22 protein-coding genes are annotated in these 24,871 nt (G+C 57.5%); 11 read left to right on the top strand and 11 right to left on the bottom strand.

The window, feature by feature from the left end:
* Positions 1 to 69 precede the first annotated feature (69 nt).
* A complete protein-coding gene (locus GH722_11825; protein MRG72447.1) occupies positions 70 to 1,113 on the top strand; it encodes a hypothetical protein in 1,044 nt (347 codons plus the stop codon).
* A 26-nt stretch (positions 1,114 to 1,139) separates the two neighbouring features.
* On the opposite strand, the gene GH722_11830 is transcribed toward GH722_11825, so the two are convergent.
* Positions 1,140 to 1,928, bottom strand: a complete 789-nt coding sequence (locus GH722_11830) for a GntR family transcriptional regulator (protein ID MRG72448.1) — start codon at positions 1,926 to 1,928, stop codon at positions 1,140 to 1,142.
* A 135-nt stretch (positions 1,929 to 2,063) separates the two neighbouring features.
* Here GH722_11830 and GH722_11835 point away from each other — a divergent pair, with 135 nt between their 5' ends.
* The 3 genes from GH722_11835 (at position 2,064) to GH722_11845 (ending at position 6,431) form a co-directional block, all read left to right on the top strand.
* Positions 2,064 to 3,305 (top strand): DUF521 domain-containing protein, encoded by a 1,242-nt coding sequence (locus GH722_11835; GenBank protein ID MRG72449.1) that lies wholly within the window; start codon positions 2,064 to 2,066, stop codon positions 3,303 to 3,305.
* Positions 3,305 to 3,709: a DUF126 domain-containing protein gene (locus GH722_11840; protein ID MRG72450.1), complete on the top strand. Its 405-nt coding sequence runs from the start codon at positions 3,305 to 3,307 to the stop codon at positions 3,707 to 3,709. Before GH722_11835 ends, GH722_11840 begins: the two co-directional genes overlap by 1 nt.
* Before the next feature lie 133 nt (positions 3,710 to 3,842).
* Entirely contained in the window at positions 3,843 to 6,431 is a 2,589-nt protein-coding gene (locus tag GH722_11845; protein ID MRG72451.1) for a GAF domain-containing protein, read from the top strand.
* A gap of 25 nt (positions 6,432 to 6,456) precedes the next feature.
* Here the strand turns inward: GH722_11845 and GH722_11850 are convergent, their stop codons facing one another.
* The 8 genes from GH722_11850 to GH722_11885 all read right to left on the bottom strand — a co-directional run bounded on the left by GH722_11850 (position 6,457) and on the right by GH722_11885 (position 13,828).
* A complete protein-coding gene (locus tag GH722_11850) occupies positions 6,457 to 7,248 on the bottom strand; it encodes an enoyl-CoA hydratase (protein MRG72452.1) in 792 nt (263 codons plus the stop codon).
* Positions 7,249 to 7,306: 58 nt separating this feature from the next.
* Positions 7,307 to 8,635, bottom strand: coding sequence for an amidase (locus GH722_11855; GenBank protein ID MRG72453.1), 1,329 nt, complete (start codon positions 8,633 to 8,635; stop codon positions 7,307 to 7,309).
* A gap of 43 nt (positions 8,636 to 8,678) precedes the next feature.
* A complete protein-coding gene (locus GH722_11860) occupies positions 8,679 to 8,861 on the bottom strand; it encodes a hypothetical protein (protein ID MRG72454.1) in 183 nt (60 codons plus the stop codon).
* 33 nt (positions 8,862 to 8,894) lie between these two features.
* Positions 8,895 to 10,262: a TRAP transporter large permease subunit gene (locus GH722_11865; protein MRG72455.1), complete on the bottom strand. Its 1,368-nt coding sequence runs from the start codon at positions 10,260 to 10,262 to the stop codon at positions 8,895 to 8,897.
* 46 nt (positions 10,263 to 10,308) lie between these two features.
* Positions 10,309 to 10,872, bottom strand: coding sequence for a TRAP transporter small permease subunit (locus GH722_11870; GenBank protein MRG72456.1), 564 nt, complete (start codon positions 10,870 to 10,872; stop codon positions 10,309 to 10,311).
* A gap of 123 nt (positions 10,873 to 10,995) precedes the next feature.
* Positions 10,996 to 12,108 carry a C4-dicarboxylate ABC transporter gene (locus GH722_11875; protein MRG72457.1) on the bottom strand — a complete coding sequence of 371 codons (1,113 nt, stop codon included), beginning with the start codon at positions 12,106 to 12,108 and terminating at the stop codon, positions 10,996 to 10,998.
* A gap of 270 nt (positions 12,109 to 12,378) precedes the next feature.
* Positions 12,379 to 13,344, bottom strand: coding sequence for a D-glycerate dehydrogenase (locus GH722_11880; protein MRG72458.1), 966 nt, complete (start codon positions 13,342 to 13,344; stop codon positions 12,379 to 12,381).
* A gap of 103 nt (positions 13,345 to 13,447) precedes the next feature.
* Positions 13,448 to 13,828 carry a 4-carboxymuconolactone decarboxylase gene (locus GH722_11885; GenBank protein ID MRG72459.1) on the bottom strand — a complete coding sequence of 127 codons (381 nt, stop codon included), beginning with the start codon at positions 13,826 to 13,828 and terminating at the stop codon, positions 13,448 to 13,450.
* A gap of 255 nt (positions 13,829 to 14,083) precedes the next feature.
* Between GH722_11885 and GH722_11890 the strand changes: the two genes are divergently transcribed.
* Positions 14,084 to 15,349 (top strand): aminotransferase class III-fold pyridoxal phosphate-dependent enzyme, encoded by a 1,266-nt coding sequence (locus GH722_11890; GenBank protein MRG72460.1) that lies wholly within the window; start codon positions 14,084 to 14,086, stop codon positions 15,347 to 15,349.
* 33 nt (positions 15,350 to 15,382) lie between these two features.
* Here GH722_11890 and GH722_11895 read toward each other — a convergent pair whose 3' ends face one another.
* Positions 15,383 to 16,189: a prolyl oligopeptidase family serine peptidase gene (locus tag GH722_11895; GenBank protein MRG72461.1), complete on the bottom strand. Its 807-nt coding sequence runs from the start codon at positions 16,187 to 16,189 to the stop codon at positions 15,383 to 15,385.
* 228 nt (positions 16,190 to 16,417) lie between these two features.
* Between GH722_11895 and GH722_11900 the strand changes: the two genes are divergently transcribed.
* The 6 genes from GH722_11900 (at position 16,418) to GH722_11925 (ending at position 24,112) form a co-directional block, all read left to right on the top strand.
* Entirely contained in the window at positions 16,418 to 17,377 is a 960-nt protein-coding gene (locus GH722_11900; protein ID MRG72462.1) for a succinylglutamate desuccinylase, read from the top strand.
* Between the two features lie 145 nt (positions 17,378 to 17,522).
* Positions 17,523 to 19,397, top strand: coding sequence for a hypothetical protein (locus GH722_11905; GenBank protein MRG72463.1), 1,875 nt, complete (start codon positions 17,523 to 17,525; stop codon positions 19,395 to 19,397).
* On the top strand, positions 19,394 to 20,746 hold the full coding sequence (locus GH722_11910; GenBank protein MRG72464.1) for a response regulator: 1,353 nt from the start codon (positions 19,394 to 19,396) through the stop codon (positions 20,744 to 20,746). Before GH722_11905 ends, GH722_11910 begins: the two co-directional genes overlap by 4 nt.
* A 253-nt stretch (positions 20,747 to 20,999) precedes the next feature.
* A complete protein-coding gene (locus GH722_11915; protein MRG72465.1) occupies positions 21,000 to 22,004 on the top strand; it encodes a DctP family TRAP transporter solute-binding subunit in 1,005 nt (334 codons plus the stop codon).
* Positions 22,005 to 22,115: 111 nt separating this feature from the next.
* Positions 22,116 to 22,736 (top strand): TRAP transporter small permease subunit, encoded by a 621-nt coding sequence (locus tag GH722_11920; protein ID MRG72466.1) that lies wholly within the window; start codon positions 22,116 to 22,118, stop codon positions 22,734 to 22,736.
* Between the two features lie 2 nt (positions 22,737 to 22,738).
* Entirely contained in the window at positions 22,739 to 24,112 is a 1,374-nt protein-coding gene (locus GH722_11925) for a TRAP transporter large permease subunit (protein MRG72467.1), read from the top strand.
* Between the two features lie 52 nt (positions 24,113 to 24,164).
* On the opposite strand, the gene GH722_11930 is transcribed toward GH722_11925, so the two are convergent.
* Positions 24,165 to 24,869, bottom strand: coding sequence for an endonuclease/exonuclease/phosphatase (locus tag GH722_11930; protein MRG72468.1), 705 nt, complete (start codon positions 24,867 to 24,869; stop codon positions 24,165 to 24,167).
* Positions 24,870 to 24,871 lie beyond the last annotated feature (2 nt).

Below are 24,871 nucleotides of genomic sequence, written 5' to 3' on the forward strand. Positions count from 1 at the left end.
CAAATGATACTGACTCGCTCGACATTTATCCGATCCTGGCTGGTTGTTGGGTCAGGGCTGTTGTGGCTCATGGTCGCCCTGACTGTGATTAGCACATCCGCCCCGGCTCAAGACAGCGCCCGGCGCATTATCCTGAACGAATACCAGCTTGATGGTGATGTCGGTGCTTTTCGTGTGTCCGTCCGTGCGGCCAATGTTCGTGACCGGCCGGCAACGCGTTCCGGGAAAAGCGGCCTGCTGAAGCGTGGCGCACTGATCAAATCTCTCGGACGAGTTGAAGGTACCCGCTGGTATGCGGTTGAGCAGGAACGCCGCTTTATCGGCTTCATGTATGACAAGACCATTGAGCCGGTGCTGGATACGGCCCTGACGGAAGAAGAGCGTCAGGCGCTTGGTCTTGATCCGCCGGAAGACCCGCTCAAGGGTATCGAGATTGAACCGCTGAAAGGGGCATTCGTTGCCCAGCAGCGGGACAATGTCATCCGGGCCCGTCCCGAGGCGGGTACCAGATCAGTGGGCAAGCTCCGCCGGGGTGAACGGATTGAAGCGATCGGACGGCCAAAAGGTTATCCCGACTGGGTCGCCGTCGGGCGGGAAGGACAGGCGCTTGGATTCATGCGCGAGGAGGGGTTGCTGCGGGTGATCGATGCGGCGCTAAGCCAGCCTCTGTCCGGCAAGCTCCAGATTGAGGGCAGTATCACCTGTGCCTACGAACTGGCCTTCAAGGGGCGCTCTGCTGTGGTGGGAGAAGTCTATGGCTCCGCAGATTATGCAGGCAATCTCGCCTGTACCCGGAATGGCGGGCTGGAGATGTTCTCCATTCTGATGTTCGTGGTTGAAGGTGCCCGGCCGGGAGCCGATGGGGATCTGCACCAGATCAATATGGACCTGCTCGAACTCGGTGATGTTGAGCGTCCGTTTTCGGTCATCATGTCATATGACAACAATGCCAGTCTGGTGATGTTCGATACCTCCAGCAGGACCAGTTATATCCGCCGGGGCTTTCGCGCCGAACGCCCGGCGGGGTCGATTCCGGAAGCCCTGTCGGCGTCGATTGATATTGCCCTGAATGCCCTTAACGATTCGGCATGGAGCGACCTCGCCGGATTGTAGAGCCTTTGCCAGATGCGTATTCAAGCTCAGCGGGGGCTGGAGAATCCGTCCAGTGCCAGCGTCAGATGCGATTCTGGAATATAGAAATCCTGATAATAGAGCGCCTTTCCGTCCAGATCGGCGGCTATTGCATTCAGAACTGCGGTCGGCTGATCGGCAATGCAGTCAGCCTGTGTGCAGGCCATCCTCGGCGGTTTTTCAACACGCAGCCGGTGGGTGATGGCATGTACCCGCAGATGCAGTTCATGGCTGATCAGATGCTTCAGATTGGCACCGTCCAGTTCGGCCAGTGGCAGGGTTTCCAGCGTCTCGAATCGCCCGGCGCAGGCGCGGAATATGGAATAGACCCGTAGATTCTCTCCAATCCGGAAGACCCGTTCGATCCGCAGATGTGGCTGCCTGCCGCTGCCCAGAATATCAGACCATGCCCCCTGAGACGGCGACAGGTTTCGCCGGATGGTGCGGGTATAGACCCGCAAAAAACCTGCGTCCGGCTGATTAGGGTCGGTGAAGCGCATATGCCAGGGCTGGTCGATGGTCTGTCCGGCACTGGCGACGACGGAACCACTGCCGCGGCGGCGTTCGATAATGCCGTCAGAGGCGAGATCACGAAGCGACCGCTGAATGGTGCCAAGGCTGCAGGGGGTTGCCCGGACCAGATCGGATTCGGTCGGTAATCTGGCGCCGGGCAACCAGAAACCATCAAGAATTGACTGCTGAAACGCCTGACGCAGACGTTCATGCTTCGGACGTGCCGGATCGTCCCGCCAGTACTGCCGGACAAATTCTTCTGTGATGTCGCCCGAATAACTCATGCCCGCCCCGGCTGAAGAAAGTTCGCTGAGAGTGATATATTTTGTTTGAAAACACAATGCACATTAATGTAACTACTATATAGCAATTTTGAAGTGTGGTCAGTGAAACTGGCTTTGGGTGAGGGAGAACGGACAATGCGACTGACGGATGAAGAGCAGGCCATGCTGGCCGGTGAGATGGGAGAGCCACGCCGCTGGGCACTGGATCATATGCTGAAAGTAGGCGGCATGTTTGATGCGGAGGACCTGGTTCCGGTCTCGCAGGCGCACATGATGGCAGATCCGGAATCGCTCGGTGATGCAGGGGCAAGCTTTCTGGAAGGCATCGCCTCGCATCCGGCAAAAGACCGTCGCGTTGCCATTCCGATGATTACGGACCCCCGCGGTGTTGACCTCAATCATTACAGTCCGCTCGGGCAGACTGAGGAAATGGCGACGATCGAGCGGCGGATGATCGCGGCCTGCGAAAAGCTGGGCATTCTGATGACCAACACCTGCATCAACTATCAGACCATCATGCCGCCAATGCTGCGAGATCATGTGGCGTTTGGTGATACCGGGGTGGTGATCTATTGCAATTCGGCACTGGGCGCGCGGTCTAATTTTGAAGGTGGGCCATCTGCTCTGGCGGCTGGGCTGACGGGCCGGACGCCACGTTACGGCCTGCATCTCGACCAGAACCGGCGGGCGACGAAACGCTATCGGCTCCGCGAACAGCCGCGGGAACTGACAGACTGGGGTGTGCTTGGCGCCGTCATCGGCCGCAAGGCTGGGTCTTACTGGGAGGTTCCGGCTATCGAGGGGCTGGAAGCGGTGCCGACTTCTGACGAGATGAAGCATATGGGGGCGGCCATGGCGAGCTATGGCTCGACGCCGCTGTTCCACCTCATCGGAATTACACCGGAAGCGCCGACTCTGGCGGCGGTCGAGGGTGACAAGCTGCCGGTGGAAGATATTACCGCCGCCGATCTGGCAGCCTTGCGATCCGGCTTTGGTGGCAGGGGTGACAAGGTCGATGTGGTGGTCTTCGCCGCACCTCAGCTTTCCATCGTTGAAATGCAACAGGTCGCGGACCTGATTGAAGGTCGCAAAATTCACCATGATACGGCGCTGATCGTCTGCACCTCGCCGAGTGTGTATGCAGATGCCCTGCGTATGGGGCATGTCGGGGCGATTGAAGCGGCGGGTGGCAAGGTGCTCGAAGGCACCTGTTTCTATAACCAGTATGCCCGCGAGATCGGGGAGGCGAATGGCTGGAAGCGTCTGCTCTCCAACTCTGCGAAGATCGTCAATATTCTGGGTGGTTATGGCTATGAGCCTGCATTGGCCAGTATGGAGGCCTGTATCGAGTCGGCCTGCAAAGGGGAGATCGTCTGATGACCACGTTCAAATGCCACAAGGGTATCGGCTCGAAAGTTGAAGGTGAGGCGCTGGTTGCCGAGGACAACTTCTCGGCCCGCTATGATCTCGACCGTCTCAAGGGTGTCTTTTCCCGCCCGCAGCACAAGCTGCATGGCCAGTCCTACAAGGACAAGATTCTGGTGTTCAACACGGCCAAGGGTGGCGTGGCTTCGGCCTGGATGCTGCACGAGATGAAATCCCGGGGCATCGCGCCGAAAGCCATCCTGTTCAATACGGCGAACACCATTCTGGCCCAAGGGGCGGCACTGGCCGACATGACCATGTGTGACCGCTTCGAAGACGGCGATGTGACCAGGCTGATCAAGACTGGTGACCGGCTGGAAGTGGATCCGGAGAACGGTGTGGTCAGGGTCATCTGAAAGTCCCCTGACTTCCGGATACCGGTGTCAGGGAATGACCGGAAAGTATTGGCTTTGCCCTGCTGATTGGGCCACGATTGCCGTTACAGACATATCATTCTGATATGATTCTGGTGTCGGGGCGTTTGTGGTCATGGCAAACCGTAGATTTAGTTTGGCAGCCTGTACTGGCCTGATCGTCGTGGTTGTAATCGGCGTGACCGTGCTTGTTGCGCCCCATTTCATGTTTCCCCCTGATGCCATCGCAGTGTTCTGGCCGACCAACGGGATTGTCCTCGGCTTGTTGCTGGTTATGCCGGCTGAAATACGTGTCCGGGCTGCCTTTGCCCTGCCGCCTGCCTATGTTGTTGCGGAACTGCTTATCGGGCATCCGGTCGAAACGCTGGTCGGCTTCACGATTGCCAACAGTGCCGAGATACTTCTGGCACTCTGGCTGTTCGGCAGGTTTGGCATAATCGATAACCCGCTGTCATGCCTGCGCAATCTGATGCTTGTTCTGATCACGGTGAGCCTGTGTTCAGCTCTCGGGGGATTGCTCGGGGCTCTGACGGCTGCCACCCTCAGCGAATTTCAGTCTGTCATCCTCTATCGCTGGGGCATTGCCGACCTTGTTGGTCATCTGATGTTTCTGCCTGTTATTCTCGGGCTGAAGAACTGGCGGCATGGCTTTGCAGAGCTTTCAGCACGTAAGGCTGCCGAAGTGATCGCCATATTTGCGATTCTTCTGGCCCTGTCGATTGGCTTGTACGGTGGTTTTCACGGTGGTGTCTCCGAGGGGACAACAGGGCTGTTGTTCCTGCCGGTGCCGATTTTGCTGTGGGCAGCGGTCAGATTCGGTCCGACCGGTGCAGCATCGGGCATGCTTGTGGTTGCTATGAGCGCCATGGTCTTTGCTGTGCAGGGGAGCGGACCCTTTGCAGACCAGTCACCGGTCGACAGTGTCGGATCGCTTCAGGCCTTCTTCATCGCATTGTTTCTGGCAACTCTGACCATTGCTGTTCTGACCCGGGAACGTGATGCGGCGATTGCCGGACTTCAGGGCTCTCACGACCTGCTGGAACAGCGGGTTGTCGACGGTACCCGTGAACTGGAAACCAGCGATGGCCGGTTCCGGACGCTGGTTCAGCATGCGCCGGTCTGTATTCACGAAATTGAAATCGACGGTACGATCTCGTCAATGAATCCGGCTGGCCTCAGGATGCTCGGGCTGACGGCTCAAAGTGAAATCCGGGGAAGGAAATATCTGTCCACGGTGTCAGCTAAAGACCGCGACCGGATTTCCGGTCTGCTTGACGATGCCGTACAGGGAAATGCCTCCGAATTCGAATTCGTTGCCGACGACGGCCGGGATCAGCAGTATTTTACCAGTTGCTTTGTCCCGATCTTTGACGCCGGCGGGAATGTGGATTCCGTTATGGGGATTACTCAGAACATCACGGAACGACGACTTAACGCCCGCCTGCTGGAGATCAGTGGCGACGTTCTCGGTTTGCTGGCGGCAGGTGCCAGTCTGGAAGTTGTGATGACAGCATTGATTGAGGGCTCCGAGGCAATGGTCCCGGGAGCTATCGGCTCTGTACAACTGCTGAATGACGATGGCCGGACATTGCGGCATGTGGCGGCGCCGCGAATGCCCGCAGGCTATGGCAAGATTATAAATTCGATTGATATTAATGACCGGGAAGGTTCGTGTGGACTGGCTGCACTGACTGGTGAGATTGTGATTGTTCCGGACATCAGAAACGATCCGCACTGGGTGTGCTATCGGGATGTCATGGCAGAATATGGCCTGGTCTCAAGCTGGTCATTTCCGATCAAGAATGCGGCCGGAAAGGTGCTGGGAACCTTCGCATTCTATTCGGGGGAGGTCAGCACCCCGACAGAGAAGCATCTGAAGATTGTCGAAGGCAGTACAAGGCAGGCAGCCATTGCCATCGAACGTACGATGCAGGACCGGGATATCCGGCGCGCCAAGGAGACAGCAGAACAGGCGAACGAGGCCAAAAGCGCCTTTCTTGCCAATATGAGCCACGATCTCCGTACGCCGCTCAATTCGATTATCGGTTTCGCCGATATGATGCGCTCACATTGTTTTGGCCCGATGGGGCATGAAAAATATGAAGAATACACATCTTTCATTGCGCATAGTGGCGGGCGCTTGCTGAATATGGTCAATGACATTCTCGATCTGTCACGGATCGAGAGCGGGGAATATCCGCTTGCCGACGACGTCATTGATATCGAGGAGGCGGTCCGTTCATCCTGGCGTCGCTGTGCCATCGAACCATCACAGAGAGCGGAATCCCGCTTTCGTATTGATAACAGGAACGCAGATTGTGCCCTGCTCGGGGATGAGCGTGCCGTCTCGCAGATACTGGATAATCTGCTGTCAAATGCGATCAAATATTCAGATCCGGAGGACAGCATCACCGTCGGCTGGAAACGGCTGCCGGACGGGCGTGGCCGGCTGTCGGTAGAAGACACTGGCTACGGTATCTCTGCCGAACGCCTTGAGGCGGTGACCCTGCCTTTTACGCGCGGCATGAAGCTGGATGAACCGAATGCCTATATTGCCCGCGTTGGTGAAGGCGTCGGCCTCGGCCTTCACATCGTCAAACGCCTGGCTGAACTTCACGGTGCCGAACTGGCCCTGACCAGCGCCGAGGGTGCCGGCACCATTATCATTCTCGACTTCCCTGCAGAGCGGGTGGTTGAGGGATAAGTTGCTTCAGAGTCCCTGAATTGCTTCATTCTTCCCGAAACATTGGCTCCCGCTTTTCTGCGAAGGCGGTCTGTCCCTCCACCCGATCCTCACTTGCATCACATAGCCTGACCAGTTCGGCACATCGTTCGAGATCAGGTTCAGCCTTTGCGGCCTCTGCAATCGTGACCTTCAGCGCCCCGACAGTCAGAGGGGCATTTGCGGCAATCTTTGTGGCGAGGGCGATGATTTCCTCATCCAGCCGGTCGTCAGGGACGGCGCGGCTGATCAGGCCCCAGCGTTCAGCGGTTTCAGCCGGGAATTTGTCGGCGGTGTAAAGCAGCTCCCGGGCATGTTTCGGGCTGATATTCTCCAGCAGCAGTTCCACGTCCTCAAGCTTGTAGCCGATCCCGAGACGGGCCGGGGTAACGGCGAAGCTGGCGCTGGCGGCTGCGATCTGGAGGTCGCATAGCAGGGCCAGTTCCATGCCGCCACCAACACAATAGCCGGTGACCCGGGCGATGGTCGGGCGGGGAAAGTTTTTCAGCAGGGAGTAGGTGCGGGTGGTGACGGCATCATAGGTAACGCGCTGCTCTGCGGTCGCCCGGATGCTTGCATATTCCTTGATATCGTTCCCGGCACAGAAGCTTTTGTCGCCGGCACCCGCCAGAATAATGACCCGGATGCTGTCGTTGGATTGCCACTCTTCGAGCAGATCACCAAGATGCCGCCACATGCCGAGTGTCATGGCGTTCCGCTTTGCCGGGCGGTTGATGATGATACGGCCAATGGTGCCGTCGGTTTCAGCGAGAATTTCAGGCTGGTCTGTGCTGGTCATGTCGAGGCCTTCCGCCGGGTCCGGTCAGATACCGGACAGTGATGGTGTGGCCGGCATTTTACCCTGCCGCCACCTGCGCGGCCAGTTGCTGTGCTGTGCGGAGCAGACGGGCATCGTCGCCGCGTTCGCCGACCAGCTGAACCCCCAGCGGCATCCCGGCTTCCCCCTGCATCAGCGGCAGGGTAATGGCCGGTGTGCCAAGCAGGGACCAGGTGGAACAGAAGATCGGATCACCGGTTGCATCCAGCCCGACCGGGGCTTCACCGGGGGTCGAGAGGGTCAGGATGGCGTCGTAATCTTCAAAGATGCGGGCCAGCCAGGCATTCATCGGCTCAATCCGGCTGGCTGCTTTGTTGTAATCAAGCGCGGTGACTGCGCGCCCTTCCTCGACCATGCCGGTCAGGATGGCGCTGATCTGGTCGGCACCATTGTTGAAATAGCGATCCAGTGCAAAAGCCAGATCCGGATACATGATGGTGCGGAGGTAATCAGCTGCCCGGTCAAACTCTTCATGCAGGACTTCCTCGACACAGTTTGCGCCGAGAAATTCTGCCAGTTCGGTGAAGGCTTCCTGTGTTGCCGACTCCGCCCGGTCCCAGAACGGCGTGCGGAGGAAGGCATATCGGGGAGGTGCCGGTGGTTCCGACAGGGTTGCCTTCTGCAATTGCGGTGCGGCTTTCGGTCTGGTGTCCGGGTCTTCCCGGTCATGGCCGAACAGCACGTCGCCAAGCAGGGCCGCATCTTCGACGGTGCGGGCGAAGGCGCCGACATGGTCGAGCTTTTGCGACAGGGGCAGTACACCGGCGCGGGAAATCTGCCCGTGGGTCGGTTTGAAGCCGACGACGCCGCAGAATGAAGCGGGACGGATCACCGATCCGTTGGTCTGTGACCCGATGGCCAGAGGCACCATACCGGCGGCAACCGCGGCAGCTGATCCGCTGGAGGATCCGCCGGGGGTGCGGGTGGCATCATGTGGATTGGTGGTTTTGCCGGGGGAATAGACGGCAAATTCCGTGGTGACGGTCTTGCCCATGATAATGGCGCCGGCAGCTTTCAGCCGGGCGACGACGGTCGCATCGCGGAATGGCCGGTGTCCGGCTTTCAGCACTGTGCCATATTCGGTCGGCAGGTCATCGGTATCGATGATGTCCTTGATGCCAACCGGCACGCCATGCAGCGGGCCGAGTGCGGCACCGGAAGCCCGGACCGCATCCAGCTTTTCAGCCTGCCGACGGGCAAAAACCGGGTCCAGATGTGCCCAGGCACCGACTGTTCCTTCCCTTGCTTCGATACGGGTCAGACAGTCATTGACGGCGTCGGTTGCGGTGGTTTCCCCGGCCGCTATTTTCTGCGCCAGTTGGGCAGCCGTCAGGTCAGCAAGGCTCATTCAGTCTCTCCGGTCAATCCATCAGCAAGGTCGGGGTCGGCAGTTACTTGCGAAATATCGAGCGCCAGTAATCGTAGATCACCAGCGCCAGGATTGGCAGGATGATACACCAGAACGGCAAACCACCCCAGAAACCGGCAAAACCGGTCGAGATGCTCCAGGCCAGTCCGATAACGAACACCGAGACCATCAGGACACCAATGAGACCACCAATTTTTTCAGCCATCAGTTTTCTCCTTCATTCCGCCCAGAGTACAGATCATGGCACATAGGGGCCAAACAGAACGTCTGGCAGCCACAGGGCCAGTTGCGGGAACTGGTACATCATGACCATGCAGAAAATCACGATCCCGAGATAAGGCATCAGTCCTTTGAATATCTGCACAAGTTCGATCGCTTTGCCCAGAACCCCCTTAAGATAATAGGCCGACATCGCCATGGGCGGGGTCAGGAACGAGGTTTGCAGGTTCAGGGCAACCAGCATGGCAAAGAAGTAGGGATTAACCCCGAAGGTGTCGAGCATCGGCAGGAAGATCGGCACAAAGATGATCAGAATTTCCGACCATTCCAGCGGCCAGCCGAGAATGAAGATGATGAGCTGGACCAGCACGAGAAACTGCCAGGGAGCCAGATCGAAACCAAGGATGAAATGCTCAATGATCTCATGTCCGCCAAGATAGGAGAAGACGGAGGCAAAGGTCCATGAGCCGACAAACAGCCAGCAGACCATCGCTGTCGCCTTGGCGGTCAGATAGACGGATTCCTTCAGTTTGTCCCAGGTCATCGAGCGATAGATGACGGCCAGGACCATGGCACCAAGTGCGCCCATGGCGGCGGCTTCGGCAGGTGTGGCAAGGCCGCCCAGAATGGAGCCGAGCACCAGCATGATCAGCAATGTCAGGGGGACGAAGGAGACCAGCAGTTCCAGATAGACCTGGGATGCCGGGGGAACGTCCTCGCGCTTCGGTTTCGGAGCGATCGACGGATTGATCATCACCCGGATAATCACATAGACGATATAACAGCCGGCCAGCATGAAGCCGGGAATAACGGCAGCGGCATAGAGACGCAGTGGCGACAGGTCACCGATTGCCGCATAGACGATCAGCATGATCGATGGCGGGATCAGGATGCCGAGGGTGCCGCCGGCACAGATGACGCCGGATGCAAAGCTCTTGTCATAATTGGCACTGGCCATCGCCGGAAAGGCCAGCAGGCCCATCAGCGTAACAACCGCACCGACGATACCGCTGGCTGTCGAGAAGACGGCGCAGGTAATCAGTGCAGCAATCGCCATCGATCCGGGCAGGTTATGGGCCGCCATCTGGAGCGAATAAAACAGCCGGTTCACGATATTCGCCCGCTCGACAACATATCCCATGAACAGGAACAGCGGAATGGCAACGAGGATGTCGTTTTCCATCACCGAATAAGTGTTCTGGTTCAGCAGATAAAAGATGTTGTTGGTAAAGGCATCGGACAGGGTTTCGATGCTACCGGCCTGATAATAGGCGTAGTAGCCAAAGCCAACGCCCATCGCGAGAAGGGTAAAGGCAACCGGAAATCCCAGCATCACAAGAATGATGAACAGGGATAGCATAAACAGGGCAACTTCGGGGTTCGTCATGCTCTAACGGGCTCCGTGGTGAAGTGCGGCGACCTGGCCGGCTTCGTTATCGACTGGACTGCTCGACCAGCAGTTCCTCGGTTTCCTTGGCGTCTTCCATTCGCTTCGGCCACTGGCCCGTCTTCACGGCAATGATGCAGCGCATGCATTCCGAAATACCCTGAAGGATCAGCAACGCCCCGGCGAGGGGGATCAGCGTCTTGAAGAAATAGATCTGGATGCGTGCGGGGCTGTTCCAGCTGACTTCCTTGTATCGCCATGAATCAGCAGCGATCTCCCAGCCATACCAGAACAGGGCCAGCATGCCGGGGAAGAAGAACAGAAAGTAGAGAACGAAATCGATCCTGCCCTGCCAGCGTACCGGCAGCAGGCGATAAACCACATCCGCACGCACATGGCTGTCCTGGGCAAGGGCATAGGGGCCAGCCATCAGAAACAGCGCGCCGTACATCTGGACCATCATGTCGAAGGCCCAGACAGTCGGGGCGTTCAGCACATAACGGACAAACACCTCATAGGCGACGGACAGGGTCAGAATGAGGATACACCAGCCGAAAGCACGGCCGATCCAGATATTCAGGCTTTCGGTTGCATGAATGAACCGTGTCATTGGGTTCGCTCCCCCGCGAAATATGAATGACAGTGTCGTTATGCCTATTGGAGGGGCAGCCATGATGACTGCCCCTCCGGAGCTCTGGTTCTCAGTTGCTACCTGCAGGAGCAGGTATCAGCTTCAACCGAAGTAATGCTTATAGGCCAGGCCGTAATCCGGCTGGTTCTTCAGCAGATAGCCCATGACTTTCTTGGCGTAGACTTTCTGGGAGTCGACAACCTTGGCGAAGAAGGGATCTTCCTTCGCAATGCGATCAACAACCACATCCCATGCCTTGAGCTGTTCGGCCATCACCGAATCCGGGGTACGGAAGACCTGCACGCCGCTCTTTTCCTGCAGGGTGACAAGGTCATCTGCATAGCGGGTCGTGTTGTGCCAGTAGAAGTTCGAGCTTTCTGCTTCCGAAGCATATTTCAGGATTGCCTGATGTTCTGCCGGAAGTGCATTGAACTTCTTCTTGTTGAAGGTGACTTCGAAGGTTTCCTGCGACTGGTGATAACTCGCGAGGTGATAGAACTTCGAGACATCCTGCATACCGAAGTCACGGTCAGATGTCGGGTTGTTGAATTCGGCTGCATCGATCAGGCCGGACTTCATGGCAGGCTGAATTTCGCCGCCCGGAAGCTGCACGACCGACATGCCCATTTCCAGAAGCACGTCTGCGGCAAGACCAACAGTACGATACTTCAGGCCCTTCATCTGAGAGGCGTCCTTGATTTCTTCCTTGAACCAGCCAAGCGGCTGAGCCGGCATCGGGCTGTTGAAGAAGGAAACCAGGTTCAGGCCAAGGGAACCCATCAGTTCGTCGAACAGTTCCTGTCCGCCGCCATAATGAATCCAGCCCAGCAGTTCCTGAGCGGACCAGCCGAAGCAGGGGCCGGTACCGAACAGCGAGGCAGCCTTTGACTTGGAATACCAGTATGCCGTCACATAATGCGCCGCATCGAGCACGCCGCGATGAACAGCATCCTGCATCTGGCTGGTCTTGACGACCGAATCCACGGCAAGCAGGTCGATCCGCAGATCCTTGCCGGCCATCGCGTGAACGCGATCAACATAGCTTTTTGCATTTTCGAGGAAGATGCCGCCACCCCAGGCAGCCTGCATTTTAAGAACGGTCGGAGCCGCAGTCGCAATATTTGGTGCTGCAACGGTTGCTGCCGCTGCACCGGCGGCAAGTGCGCCACCCCTGAGGAATTTACGCCGACCTACATTTTCATTTTTATCAGCCATGACATTTCTCTCCCATGATCATGTCGTTTGTTATGAAACCGGTATGCCGACCGTTATTTTTTTAATCTGTATCGGCACCGAACAGCTGTTGAAGCTCCCCAAAGGTTTCATATTGATCTGAGGGCACAAACCCTCACGATAGAACAAGATCATTCGATAGCCTTTGACGATGCGCAAGCGCCGTCATCGTTTCTCAGCAAAAGAATCTGCCCTTATTCCGTCAGATGGAACCGGTGATACCCTAATAAACGTAGACGGGTCCGCTGAATATTACGCGACCCGGTCTCCCGGCTGCTTCCCGGCGAAGTAGGCATCGATATTGTCCAGCGCCCGGAAGCCCATTGCATCACGAGTCTCAAATGTCGCACTGCCGATATGAGGCAGCATGAAAATGTTCTCGAGTTCGGCGAAGGCCGGATTACCGCCGGGTTCCTTCGCGAAGACATCCAGACCGGCAGCAGCCAGCTTGCCGGATTTCAGGGCTGCGATCAGTGCGGGTTCATCAATCAGCGCGCCGCGGGCGGTATTCACCACAACCGCGCCATCCGGCATCAGCCCGATCCGCTGAGCGTTGAGCAGGCCCGTTGTCTCCGGTGTGGCCGGGCAATGCAGGGACAGGAAGTTCGAGACAGCGAGAACACTTTCGACCGTATCGTGATAGGTCGCGCCCAGTTCCTTTTCCGGGCTGAGGCGGCTGCGATTATAGTAATGAATGTCCATGTTGAAGCCGCGTGCACAGCGGGCCATGGCCTGCCCGACACGGCCCATGCCGATAATGCCGAGTGTCTTGCCGGTCACATGCGAGCCGACCATGAAAGACGGGCTCCAGTGTTTCCATTCACCATTGCGCATCATCCGGTCGCCTTCGCTGGCGCGTCGCGCTGCACCGAGCAGCAGCAACATGGCAATCTCAGCCGTTGCATCGGACAGGACATCCGGAGTGTTGGTGACGATGATGCCGCGATCCTTGCAGGCTTTCAGATCACAATGATCGACCCCGACGGAATGATTGGCGATGATTTTCAGCCGGTCCGGCAGCCGGGCCACCATATCAGCGGAAAAATGTTCGGAATGGCAGGGCAGGACCGCATCGACATCCTGACATTTCGCGAGAAGCTCTGCCGGTGTGTAGACCTGGTCTTCCAGATTTACGCGTACGTCATAATCGCGGGCGGCACGTTCCAGTGTTCTGGCAGAAAGCTTGCGGGGGATCAGCAATACGGGCTTGTCGCTCATCGGGTCACTCCGGAAAAGGAAAAGGGTCAGCGGATAGGCACGTCCGCTGACCCTTAAACCATTTCACATCTGCCCGTAAACGCCGGAAACGGGCTTTTCCGGATTACAGAAGCCCTTCTTCCTCCAGAACCTTGCGTGCAACACGGAAGCATTCGAGGGATTGCGGCACCCCGCAGTAAATGCCGATGACATGAATAATGGCCCGGATTTCCTCTTTGCTGACACCGTTGGTGATCGCGCCACGGCAATGAATTTCCCATTCATGCATCTTGCCGAGGGCGCCAATCATCGACAGGTTCATCATTGAGCGGGTTTTCATGTCGATGGTTTCATCGCCCCAGCCAAAGCCCCAGCACCATGCGGTCATGGCTTCCTGAAACGGCAGGGTAAAATCGTCGGCGGCTGCGAGGTTTTTCTCGACATATTCTGCGCCCAGAGTTGCCTTGCGCTTGGCCAGGCCGGCTTCGAAAAGCTTGTCGTCCATTGATCGTCTCCTGTTATTGAGATTTCACCGGGCAATAATCGTCTGGTGATTGTGTCTTCATATCCGTGCCGAAGGCTGCGCATTTTCAAGAGAAAAGCAATTGTCCGGATAAAATAATTTGCAGTGCCGGGGCCTTTCGCCACATGCGGAACCTGTGCCGCCGAACATTCCTGATATGTGGATTTTGCAGGTTTCGGACAAACCCGATTTGGTCTAGCGTTCGACAGGATAACAATATTCAGGGATGAAACAGCGATGACCAGCTTGCAGGAATGGACGGAACGCGCGGACAGAGTGTTACCGGCAGGCGGGTTCGGCAATTTCGACCCGGGTATTGTTATTCGTGAAGGTCACGGCGCTCATGTTTGGGATGAAGACGGCAATAAATATATCGATTATCTGATCGGCTCCGGCCCGATGATTGTTGGTCACAGCCATCCGGAAGTGGTCGAGGTCGTGACCGAGCAGGTGGCAAAGGGCTTTACCTTCTTTGCCAACAACGCCAGCGGAATTGAACTGGCGGAAGAAATCACGGATGCGGTTGCCTGTGCCGATCAGGTCCGTTTTGTCAGCACCGGAAGTGAAGCCGACATGTATGCGATGCGGCTGGCCCGCGCCCATACCCGTCGTGACAAGATCATGAAATTCGAAGGTGGTTATCACGGCATGTCGTCAGAAGGTCTGATGAGCCTTGCGCCGACGAAGCTGGTGAATTTCCCGCAGGCAATGCCGGACTCAGCCGGAATTCCGGCGGCCGTCCGTGACAACATGATTGTCGCGCCTTTCAATGATCTGGAAATGGCCCGGCAGCTGCTGGAGGAATATGCCGATGAGATTGCCTGTGTCATCGTTGAGCCGTTGCAGCGTCTGATTCCACCAGCCCCCGGTTTCCTCGAAATGCTGCGGGCGGAGACCACGCGCCACGGTATCGTGCTGATTTTCGACGAGGTGGTGACCGGCTTCCGTCTGGCCTATGGCGGTGCCCAGCAGAAATATGGGGTGGTCCCTGATCTCTGTACTCTGGGGAAAGCCATTGGCGGCGGATTTCCGCTGGCGGCGATTGCCGGGAAGGCTGAGATCATGGCGCATTTTGACGTGAAAAAGGCCGGACCTGATGGTTTCACGACCCAGATCGGTACACTCAGTGGCAATCCGGTTGCCTCGGTGGCGGGTCTGAAGACGCTGGAAATTCTCAACCGGCCGGGTTCATACGAGCATATCTATGCCTGTGGCAAAACCATCATAGAGGCACTGGCCACACATCTCGGGGCCGCCGGTATTCCGCACCGCGTTGTCGGTGATCCGGTCATGTTCGATGTGGTGTTTGTGGATCATGATGTGCGTGATTACCGGGGCATCATGAAAGGTAACGCGGTGCGGGCGGCAAAATTCAACAGCCTGATCCGGGATAAGGGAATCCTGAAATCGCCGTCGAAGCATTATATCTCGCTGGCCCTGTCGGATGAGGATATCGAGCAGACGGTCAGTGCTATCGCAGAATCCGCCAGGCTGCTGGATTAGATCCGGCGGTCCGGGTTCCGCAGGGGGCGGTGGTCAGATTGCGCCGATTTTCTGCAACCGCTCCAGAACCAGCTTCATGGTTTCCGCCCGGAAGCTGTGTCCGCCCTTGAAAAGGCAGAAAGACAGGTTCTTTCCTGCTGGTGACTGTTGTTCCTCGCAGGTCATCTGACCGAAAGGGAAGGGGGTCTTGTCGCCATAATGTCCATAAGCGGCATACATGGATAAGACATCATGCACGTCACCCTGCTGCGTCTCCCGGATCTTTCGCCCGGTGAGCGGTACGGTCTGGTCGGCGTCGCCGTGAATATGAAGCAGGTGAGCAGGCGGGGTTGTGCAGGTCTGCGGTATCGGACGCCAGAAGGTGCCGGACATGGGGACAAAGGCAGCAAACATCCTGCTGCGATGACAGGCCAGCGTCCAGACCATCATGCCGCCCGCAGAAAACCCGGTGGCGACCAGCCGGTTGCGGTCAATCGGGAATCTTGCGGTCACATCTTCAATCAGGCGGTCAAAGTATGGCAGTTCATCGACGCTGGTCTCTGCATTCCATGAGGGGGCACCGGGCAGTGACCAGCCGGTTCCCGAGGACTTCGTTGCGATCAGGGCAAAGCCCAGGTCTGTGACGATTTTACGCAGGCTTTTGTTTGCCATCACACCGGCGGCGGTTCCCCGGTGCCCGTGAGAGTAGATGACTGCCCCGACGGGTGTTGCGCCATCATGGCCCTGCGGCATGTCTATCCGGTAGATGCGGTCGCCTATGACACAGTCGCTATCAGGGCCGCAGGCTGTGGCGCCGGATGACACAACGGTCAGGCCAACCAGAATGGCGAGCAGGGCGATGGGGAAATGCATGTGATCCGGTCCTGTTGAAGCTGCCAGTCTGGCCGTTCGGATTTGCCCCCGGCCATGCGTTTAGGCAATGACTGATTGCCGACTTCAAGCACAATTTACCCGGGGCTGACTGCCCGCCGGCATGCGACAATGAAAAACCCTGTTCAGAGGGCTGGTATAGGACGCGCTGGATAGGTAAATGTACCTGTCTTATGACTTTTTGAACTGGACCCGATCATGACTGTGCGTACCTATCCTGTTGAACTGACTGCTCCGGATATTGAGCCTTATCGTAAGGGAAACACCGGAATTGAGTTTGTTACGACCTTTGACAGCGGGATCGCCGGTCCGCATGTGATGATTAATGCCGTCACCCACGGCAATGAAATCTGTGGTGCAATTGCTCTCGACAAGCTGTTCAAGGCCGGCGTGAAGCCGCTGCGGGGCAAGCTGACGCTGGGGTTCATCAACCACATGGCCTATCACACCTTTGATGCCGGAAAGCCGGGCGACAGCCGTTTTGTCGATGAAGACTTCAACCGTGTCTGGGTTGAAGAACGTCTCGACGGCACGGAAGATACAGTTGAACTGCGCCGCGCCCGCGAGCTGCGCCCGCTGTTCGATACGGTCGACATGATGCTCGATATTCATTCCATGAGCACTTATTCCAAGCCGCTGATGATCTGCAACGGCCTCGACAAGGAGGTCGCCCTGACGGAGAAGGTGAACTATCCCGGCCACATCATGTGCGGTTCCGGCCATGTTGTCGGCAAACGGCTGATCGAATATACGCCGTTCAATGATACGTCGAACAACAAGGTCGCGATGCTGGTTGAGTGCGGTCAGCACTGGGCTGCGGAAACCGGCCGTATTGCAATGGATACGGCGCTGCATTTCCTGCGTGCCACAGAAACGGTCTCAGCCGACTTCCTGAATGAGCATTTCTCTGATGTTGGCCGCAACCCGGAGAAGGCAGAGATGTGGGAAGTGACCGCAGGTGTCACCGCGAAGACCGACAACTTCAATTTCGTTCAGGAATTCATCGGCATGGAAGTGATCGAGAAGGCGGGCACGGTCATTGCCAATGACGGCGGTGAGGAAGTTGTCACACCTTACGATAACTGCCTGCTGATGATGCCGAACTATACCCCCGGCGCCGGTGCCCGCAGACTGCGCCTGTGCAAGCGGATGAAGTGATCGCCTGAAAACAGCGATCCTGAACAGAAAGCCCGTCCGCCGTATCCCGGCGGGCGGGTCTTTTTTTGTTCCCCCGGCAGTGCGGACTCCCGTCTCTCAGCCGGAGAGACTATTTTGCAGCGGAAGAACTTACCGGACAGGCTTGATGGTCAGAGCAGGGTTGCAGCGGAGGTCGCGTTGGATGCTGGCGCTGGTGGCCATTGCCGTCGCCGGAATTGCAGTCTGGCAGGCGACTTACTGGACACGTGCATTCGCACTCGACAATCTGCGCGAACGCAGTGCCGGGGTGTTGCGTCTGACTGTTGATAACCTTGGTGTCGAACTGGCGCGGTTCATTTTCCTGCCACGGGTTCTCTCCACCAATCCGGCCCTGTTGTCGGCGGTTGATACACGGGCTGACGGGGTCGCTCTCAGCAGGGCTGACCGGACGCTTGAACAGATAGAGGGCGTTACCGGGGCGGCGGATATTTTTCTTTATGATGTCGGCGGGACGGTCATCGCCGGGCGCTCTGCGAGAGGCGGACCTTCGGTGATCGGTGAAAACCTGGCTGGCACGCCCTTCTTCATGGCAGCACTTGAGGGTCGGTTGGGGCGGTTTTTTACGGTTGAGACTGCAACGCGGGTGCCGATCTATGCCTATGCCCACGCCGTTCGCAGCAGAGGTGTGGTCCGGGGTGTGGTGGTGGTGGTGATCGATCTCGGGCGGGCGCAGGACAAGTTCAAACTACTTTCAGCAGAGCATGAAATCATCGTCAGTGACCGGGAAGATGTCATCTTCCTGTCCAGTAATCCGGACTGGCGTCTGCAAAGCCTGCGCCCGCTGACGACAGCAGACCGCAAGGCAATCGAACTTGATGGACGATATTCCGGTGTGCCGGTCGGGCAGTCATCAATCGGCATTCAGTCGCGGCAGGGGGATCTGCTAACCCTGTCCACGGGGCTTTCGGATAACCATCCCGGTCCGGCAGGGCCGGAGTTCCTGCGTCTTGAGCGTCCCCTGACCAAGGCAGACTGGCAGGTTGCCATTCTGGTCGATACCTCGCTGGTCCGGCGCCAGACTGCGGTGGCCGGGTTTGCGGCACTGATTGCCGTCATCAGTCTGCTTTTGCTGGTCACGGCGGTTTATCAGCGCCGGCGACGAATCCATGAACGTCTGGCTTTTCAGACGGATGCCAATATCCGGCTGGAGGAGCGGGTGCATGAACGCACCGCAGAACTGACCGAGACAAACCGGCAACTGCATGCATCGGTTCTGGAGCGTCAGAAGGCGGAGGATAATCTTCGGCTGGCGCAGGAAGAACTGATCCAGACGTCAAAGCTGGCGGCGCTGGGACAGATGTCAGCCGGGTTGAGCCATGAACTGAATCAACCCCTGGCGGCGATCCGGTCTTATGCCGATAACGCCCGGGCTTATCTGGAACGCGGACAGGCGGATAAGGTTCTGAATAACCTGTCCGGGATCGGGGAACTGACCGAACGGATGGCGCGAATTATCCGGAATTTGCGAACCTATGCCCGGAACGAGAAAACCCCGGTCCGTCCGGTCTTATTGTCCGATGCGCTTGATCAGGCTGTGTCTCTTCTGGAAGCCCCCCTGCGCGATGCGGGAGCCGTTCTGCGTATCGAAAACCCGGATCGCAAGGAACGGGTGATGGGGGGTGATATTCGCCTGCAACAGGTGTTCATCAACCTCATTTCCAATGCAATTGACGCGGTGACCGGGCAGCCTCAACGTGACATTCTGATTGCGGTCACCTGTGAGCCGGAGGTTGTTACCTGCACCGTCAGGGACAGCGGAACAGGTATCAGTCCGGATGATCTCGGTCGCGTGTTCGATCCCTTCTTCTCGACGAAAGAGGTGGGGATGGGCACCGGACTTGGTTTGTCCATTACATATGGAATTGTACAGTTGTTTGGTGGTCAGATTACAGCCGCGAACCATCCGGATGGCGGCGCCCTGTTTACGCTGCGCCTGAGACGGGTGACAGCAGATCGTAATACCGCGGAGGGAAAGACATGAACGCAGATGTCATGCTGATCGATGACGAAAAGCATCTGCGCACGGCCTGTGAACAGGCGCTGGACCTGGCCGGACTGACAGTGGAATGCCATGCCCGGGGAACCGAGGTGCTGGCGGGCCTGTCACGCACCTGGGCGGGGGTTATTGTCAGCGATGTGAAGATGCCGGGTATCGACGGGCTGACCCTGATGAACCGGGTCATGGCGCTGGATCCGGAAATACCGGTTATCCTGATGACCGGGCATGGTGATGTGCCGATGGCTGTCGATGCCATGCGGGACGGGGCTTATGACTTCATCGAGAAACCGTTCCCCTCGGAGAAACTGGTCGGTGCGGTGCGGCGGGCGCTGGAAAAACGGCGTTTGGTTATCCAGAATCGGGCTTTGCAGGATGCTCTTGATACGGTTGGTCCTCTGGAACGGCGGATTGTCGGGCAGGACAAGACGATCATTGACCTGCGTCGTCAGGTCGCGGCGTTCGGTCCCATCGGCGCCGATGTTCTGATTGTCGGCGAAACCGGCACGGGCAAGGAACTGGTGGCGCGCAGCCTGCATGAGCTTTCATCCCGCGCGGAGGCCCGGTTTGTGCCAATCAACTGCGGTGCCCTGCCAGACAGCCTGATCGAAAGCGAACTGTTCGGGCATGAAGAGGGGGCCTTTACCGGGGCCAGCAAGCAGCGCCTCGGCAAGTTTGAATATGCCAATGGCGGGACATTGTTCCTTGATGAGATTGAGAGCATGCCGGTCGAACTGCAACCCAGACTGCTGCGGGTTTTGCAGGACCGGCGGATTGTCCGGCTGGGATCGAACACGGAACGGCCTGTGGATGTGCGGGTCATCGCGGCAACGAATGAAGACCTGCTGGTTGCGGCGGGCCGGGGCAGCTTCCGGACCGACCTCTATTACCGGCTGAATGTCTTATCCCTGCCACTGCCCGCGCTGCGGCAACGCCGCTCTGATATTCCGCTGCTGTTTCATCATTTCGTCGGGCTGGCGGCAACCCGCTTCAAATGTACGCCGCCTGAAATGTCGCCCTTGCAGTTGCAGCAGTTGCTGACCCATGACTGGCCGGGAAACGTGCGTGAACTTGAGAATGTCGCCATGCGTTTCGCGCTGGGGCTGGGTGTGGGAACCGGTTCGGGAACGATTACCCCTGCTGATGCAGAGGATTATTCCGGGGGCACGCTGACGGAAAAGGTTGCGGGGTATGAGAAACGGTTGATTGAACAGGCCCTTATGGCGAATGACGGCAGCATCAAGGCCACTTATGAACAGCTCGGTCTGGCGCGCAAGACGCTGTATGACAAGATGAAAAAATACGGCCTGAATGACCCCGGCCGGGCTGAATAGGCAGAAGATGCCTGTGGCGATATTCCCCACATGCCCTGATAAATATGTGCAGGAAATTACCCATTTCCTGTCCCCGGGATGCCTCCTTTGCATGATCGGGTTTTCCGGACGTGGCCGGTCGTGCGGCTTTGATTTGGCACCGGCAGGCAGAGCTGTTTCTGGCACAGCGGTTGCTATGAAACTGGTGTGATTATCAACGGCCGACGAACGGTCGGCTGAAACAAGCTCTGTAACCCCTCCGGGAGGATATCCAATGCGCAAGACAACTGCTGCCATTCTGGCGACTGTCGCTCTTTCCTTCTCTGCTGCACCGGCGCTCGCGAACTGCGATCCCGGCGAAATGGTGATCAAGTTCAGCCATGTTACCAACACCGACAAGCACCCGAAGGGTATTGCCGCGAGTATGGTCGCTGATCGTGTGAACGCCGAAATGAACGGCAAGGCCTGCATGCAGGTTTTCGGTAACTCCAGCCTGTATGATGACGACAAGGTTCTCGAAGCAATGCTTCAGGGCGATGTCCAGCTGGCGGCACCATCACTGTCGAAATTTGAAACCTTCACCAAGAAATTCCGCGTGTTCGACCTGCCTTTCATATTCAAAGATGTCGATGCGGTTGACCGTTATCAGAATTCCAAGGACGGTCAGGCGCTGCTTGATTCGATGAAGCGCCGCGGGCTGCAGGGTATCGCCTTCTGGCATAACGGCATGAAACAGCTTTCGGCCAGCAAGCCGCTGCTGGTCCCTGCCGATGCGAAGGGCCTGAAGTTCCGTATTCAGCCGTCGGATGTGCTGCAGGCACAGTTCGAGGCGCTGGGTGCCAACCCGCAGAAAATGGCTTTCAGCGAAGTTTATGGCGCCCTGCAGACCAAGGTCGTCGACGGTCAGGAAAACACCTGGTCCAATATCTATGGCCAGAAATTCTTTGAAGTGCAGGACGGCTCCACTGAAACCAACCACGGCATTATTGATTATCTCGTGGTTGCCTCGAACGAATGGTGGGACGGTCTGCCCGGTGATCTGCGCGATCAGCTTGCGACCATCATCAGGGAAGTCACGGAAGAGCGTAACGCGGAATCGACCAAGGTGAACGAAGAAGCCAAGGCTGCGATCATTGCTGCCGGTGGTGTTATCCGCACTCTCGACGACGAACAGCGCGCGCTGTGGGTCAAGGCGATGAAACCGGTCTGGGCCAAGTTTGAAGATGGCATCGGCGCTGACGTTATTGCCGCCGCTGTATCCTACAACAGTCCGAACTGAACCCTCTCAAAGACAGGTAACTGACCAGTATCGTTCAGGCGGCTTCCGGAACCGGGGCCGCCTGAGCTTTATGGCCATCTGGAAAAACAAATCAGCCTCCGGGAGGATGGGATGCCAAAAGGTTCAGGCAGCGGGATCGGACGCCTTATCGACAATCTGGAAGAGGGTCTGATCGCCCTGCTTCTGGGCCTCATGACACTGGTGACTTTCGCCAATGTCATCGCCCGCTATGTGTTCAATTCCAATATTCTGTGGGCGCTGGAAACCACGGTTTTCCTGTTCGCCTGGTTGGTGCTGATCGGCGCATCCTACTGCGTAAAGAAGAACAGCCATCTGGGGGTCGATGTGGTGCTGGGGGCTTTATCTCCGGCGTTGCGCAAACTCATGGGAATTTTTGCTGTCTCGGCCTGCATCGCGTTCTGTCTGCTGCTGCTGTACGGCTCGTGGGCCTACTGGCTGCCTTTCGCTACGAAGCAGGCCTTCTATGAGGTCAATGACATCCCCATGCCGGGCTATCTCCAGTTCATCGCGGATCTGGTGAACGGGGGCGAAAAGTATGAGAAAATCCCGCGCTTCATTCCCTATTTCGCCCTGCCTCTGGGTGTCAGCCTGCTGACCCTGCGGTTTGTGCAGGCTGGCTGGTATATCCTCAAAGGCGACCAGCAGATGGTCATCGCCAGCCACGAAGTCGAGGAACAACTGGTCGCTGCCTCCTCTGGCCGGGAGGGCTGATCATGACTGTTGTCCTGCTGTTTGGTCTGGTCATTGGCCTGCTGCTGATCGGGGTGCCGATTGCCATCAGCCTTGGTCTGTCCTCGATGATTTTCCTGCTGCTTTATTCAGAGGCATCACTCGCCTCGATTGCGCAGATGATGTTCAATGCCTTCGCCGGACATTACACGCTGCTGGCGATTCCGTTCTTTATTCTGGCCTCGACCTTCATGTCGACCGGCGGTGTTGCGAACCGGATCATACGGTTTGCGGTGGCCAGTGTCGGCCATTACCCGGGTGGTCTGGCGATTGCCGGTGTCTTCGCCTGCATGCTGTTCGCTGCCCTTTCCGGGTCTTCCCCGGCGACGGTGGTTGCCATCGGCAGTATCGTGATCGCGGGTATGCGGCAGGTCGGCTACAGCAGGGAATTTGCTGCGGGTGTGATCTGCAATGCCGGTACTCTCGGCATTCTGATACCGCCCTCCATTGTCATGGTGGTCTATGCGGCGTCCGTTGATGTGTCGGTTGGGCGCATGTTCCTGGCGGGGGTCATTCCCGGCCTGATCGCCGGTCTCATGCTGATGGTGGCGATTTATATCTATGCCCGTATCAAGGGGCTGCCGTCAGAACCACGCGCCTCCTGGTCAGAACGGTTTCGGGCCGCGCGTCGTGCGGGCTGGGGCCTGTTCCTGATCGTGATCATTCTGGGCGGCATTTATGGCGGTGTCTTCACACCGACTGAAGCGGCTGCGGTTGCCGCTGTCTATGCCTTTCTGATTGCCAATTTTGTCTATCGGGACATGGGGCCGCTGAAAGGTGCAGATGGTGAGAATGCCAGCCTGATGCAGCGTCCGTCGGCTTTGCTGACGGTCTGGACTCATCCGGATACCCGGAAATCCCTGCTGGATGCGGGCAAGCTGACCATCATGCTGATGTTCATCATCGCCAACGCGCTGATCCTCAAGCATGTGCTGACGGAGGAACGGATTCCGCAGGCGATTACGGAAGTCATGCTGGCGGCCGGGTTCGGTCCGGTCATGTTCCTGATCGTCGTCAATATCCTGTTGCTGATTGGCGGTCAGTTCATGGAACCGTCGGGTCTGATTGTTATCGTCGCGCCGCTGGTTTTCCCGATTGCCATCCAGCTTGGTGTCGACCCGATTCATCTCGGCATCATCATGGTGGTCAATATGGAAATTGGCATGATTACCCCGCCTGTCGGCCTGAACCTGTTTGTCACTGCCGGTGTTGCGGGGATGTCAGTGATGAATGTGGTCAGGGCGGCGATGCCCTGGGTCGGGGTCATGTTCATTTTTCTGATCATTGTCACCTATGTACCGATTCTGTCGACCTGGTTGCCGACCAGTCTGATGGGACCGGAGATCATTACGAAGTAAGGAATGTCTGATCCGGTTCCTGATGTCCGCGCTGCCTGATGTGGCAGGGGCGTCAGGAGCCGGGGATCTGGATTTCGGCAGTCAGCGGCAGATGGTCTGATGCCTGCCGATATTCCGGGTAGGTACGGGCCTGCCCGATCATCCCGGCAGGCCGTGACCATATCCGGTCGAGCGGCAGCAACGGAAACCGGGAGGGGAAGGTTCGCAGTCCGGTACGGTCTGCCATAACCCCGGCAAGTCCGGTCTTGCGGCGTTCCATCAGCCAGTTGTTGAAATCACCCATGACGATGAGCGGTAATGACCAGTCGCTGGTGATCAGCCGGCGCAGGATTGCAATCTGGTGTCTGCGCTCCCGTATTTTCAGTCCGAAATGGGTTGCGAGAACCCGCACCCGACCTTTCTTCCCGGACCGGATAACGGCTTCGATGACCCGTCTTGGCTCATGGCCGTCCAGTGATATATCGTGGATTTTGCCAGACTGGATAGGGTGGCGGCTGGCCAGCATCTGACCGTAATGTCGGTCAGGTGTAATGATTGACCAGGCATAATGGCCGTGATCGCCAACGGCTTTCCGCAGGCCGTCGGCGGTTTTGCTGCGGCTGGTTTCATCGCCCCGGCATTCAACTTCCTGAAAAGCGGCGATGTCCGGGGAAATGTTACTGATGGCCCGGTCGATCCGGGCAGGATCGTGCCGGCCGTCGGCACCGACAAAGCCGTGAATGTTCCACGATAAAAACCGCATGTTTTTTGACGTCAAGA

This window comes from Alphaproteobacteria bacterium HT1-32 (assembly GCA_009649675.1).
Lineage (GTDB): Bacteria > Pseudomonadota > Alphaproteobacteria > Rhodospirillales > HT1-32 > HT1-32.

What these genes read in the sequence shown, in the direction of transcription:
- GH722_11870 (MRG72456.1), bottom strand. Translation starts at nt 10,872, where the DNA reads ATGACACGGTTCATTCATGCAACCGAAAGCCTGAATATCTGGATCGGC.
- GH722_11825 (MRG72447.1), top strand. Translation starts at nt 70, where the DNA reads ATGGTCGCCCTGACTGTGATTAGCACATCCGCCCCGGCTCAAGACAGC.
- GH722_11835 (MRG72449.1), top strand. Translation starts at nt 2,064, where the DNA reads ATGCGACTGACGGATGAAGAGCAGGCCATGCTGGCCGGTGAGATGGGA.
- GH722_11850 (MRG72452.1), bottom strand. Translation starts at nt 7,248, where the DNA reads ATGACCAGCACAGACCAGCCTGAAATTCTCGCTGAAACCGACGGCACC.
- GH722_11925 (MRG72467.1), top strand. Translation starts at nt 22,739, where the DNA reads ATGACTGTTGTCCTGCTGTTTGGTCTGGTCATTGGCCTGCTGCTGATC.
- GH722_11900 (MRG72462.1), top strand. Translation starts at nt 16,418, where the DNA reads ATGACTGTGCGTACCTATCCTGTTGAACTGACTGCTCCGGATATTGAG.
- GH722_11905 (MRG72463.1), top strand. Translation starts at nt 17,523, where the DNA reads ATGGTCAGAGCAGGGTTGCAGCGGAGGTCGCGTTGGATGCTGGCGCTG.
- GH722_11885 (MRG72459.1), bottom strand. Translation starts at nt 13,828, where the DNA reads ATGGACGACAAGCTTTTCGAAGCCGGCCTGGCCAAGCGCAAGGCAACT.
- GH722_11840 (MRG72450.1), top strand. Translation starts at nt 3,305, where the DNA reads ATGACCACGTTCAAATGCCACAAGGGTATCGGCTCGAAAGTTGAAGGT.
- GH722_11920 (MRG72466.1), top strand. Translation starts at nt 22,116, where the DNA reads ATGCCAAAAGGTTCAGGCAGCGGGATCGGACGCCTTATCGACAATCTG.
- GH722_11860 (MRG72454.1), bottom strand. Translation starts at nt 8,861, where the DNA reads ATGGCTGAAAAAATTGGTGGTCTCATTGGTGTCCTGATGGTCTCGGTG.
- GH722_11880 (MRG72458.1), bottom strand. Translation starts at nt 13,344, where the DNA reads ATGAGCGACAAGCCCGTATTGCTGATCCCCCGCAAGCTTTCTGCCAGA.
- GH722_11915 (MRG72465.1), top strand. Translation starts at nt 21,000, where the DNA reads ATGCGCAAGACAACTGCTGCCATTCTGGCGACTGTCGCTCTTTCCTTC.
- GH722_11910 (MRG72464.1), top strand. Translation starts at nt 19,394, where the DNA reads ATGAACGCAGATGTCATGCTGATCGATGACGAAAAGCATCTGCGCACG.
- GH722_11865 (MRG72455.1), bottom strand. Translation starts at nt 10,262, where the DNA reads ATGACGAACCCCGAAGTTGCCCTGTTTATGCTATCCCTGTTCATCATT.
- GH722_11830 (MRG72448.1), bottom strand. Translation starts at nt 1,928, where the DNA reads ATGAGTTATTCGGGCGACATCACAGAAGAATTTGTCCGGCAGTACTGG.
- GH722_11855 (MRG72453.1), bottom strand. Translation starts at nt 8,635, where the DNA reads ATGAGCCTTGCTGACCTGACGGCTGCCCAACTGGCGCAGAAAATAGCG.
- GH722_11845 (MRG72451.1), top strand. Translation starts at nt 3,843, where the DNA reads ATGGCAAACCGTAGATTTAGTTTGGCAGCCTGTACTGGCCTGATCGTC.
- GH722_11890 (MRG72460.1), top strand. Translation starts at nt 14,084, where the DNA reads ATGACCAGCTTGCAGGAATGGACGGAACGCGCGGACAGAGTGTTACCG.
- GH722_11875 (MRG72457.1), bottom strand. Translation starts at nt 12,108, where the DNA reads ATGGCTGATAAAAATGAAAATGTAGGTCGGCGTAAATTCCTCAGGGGT.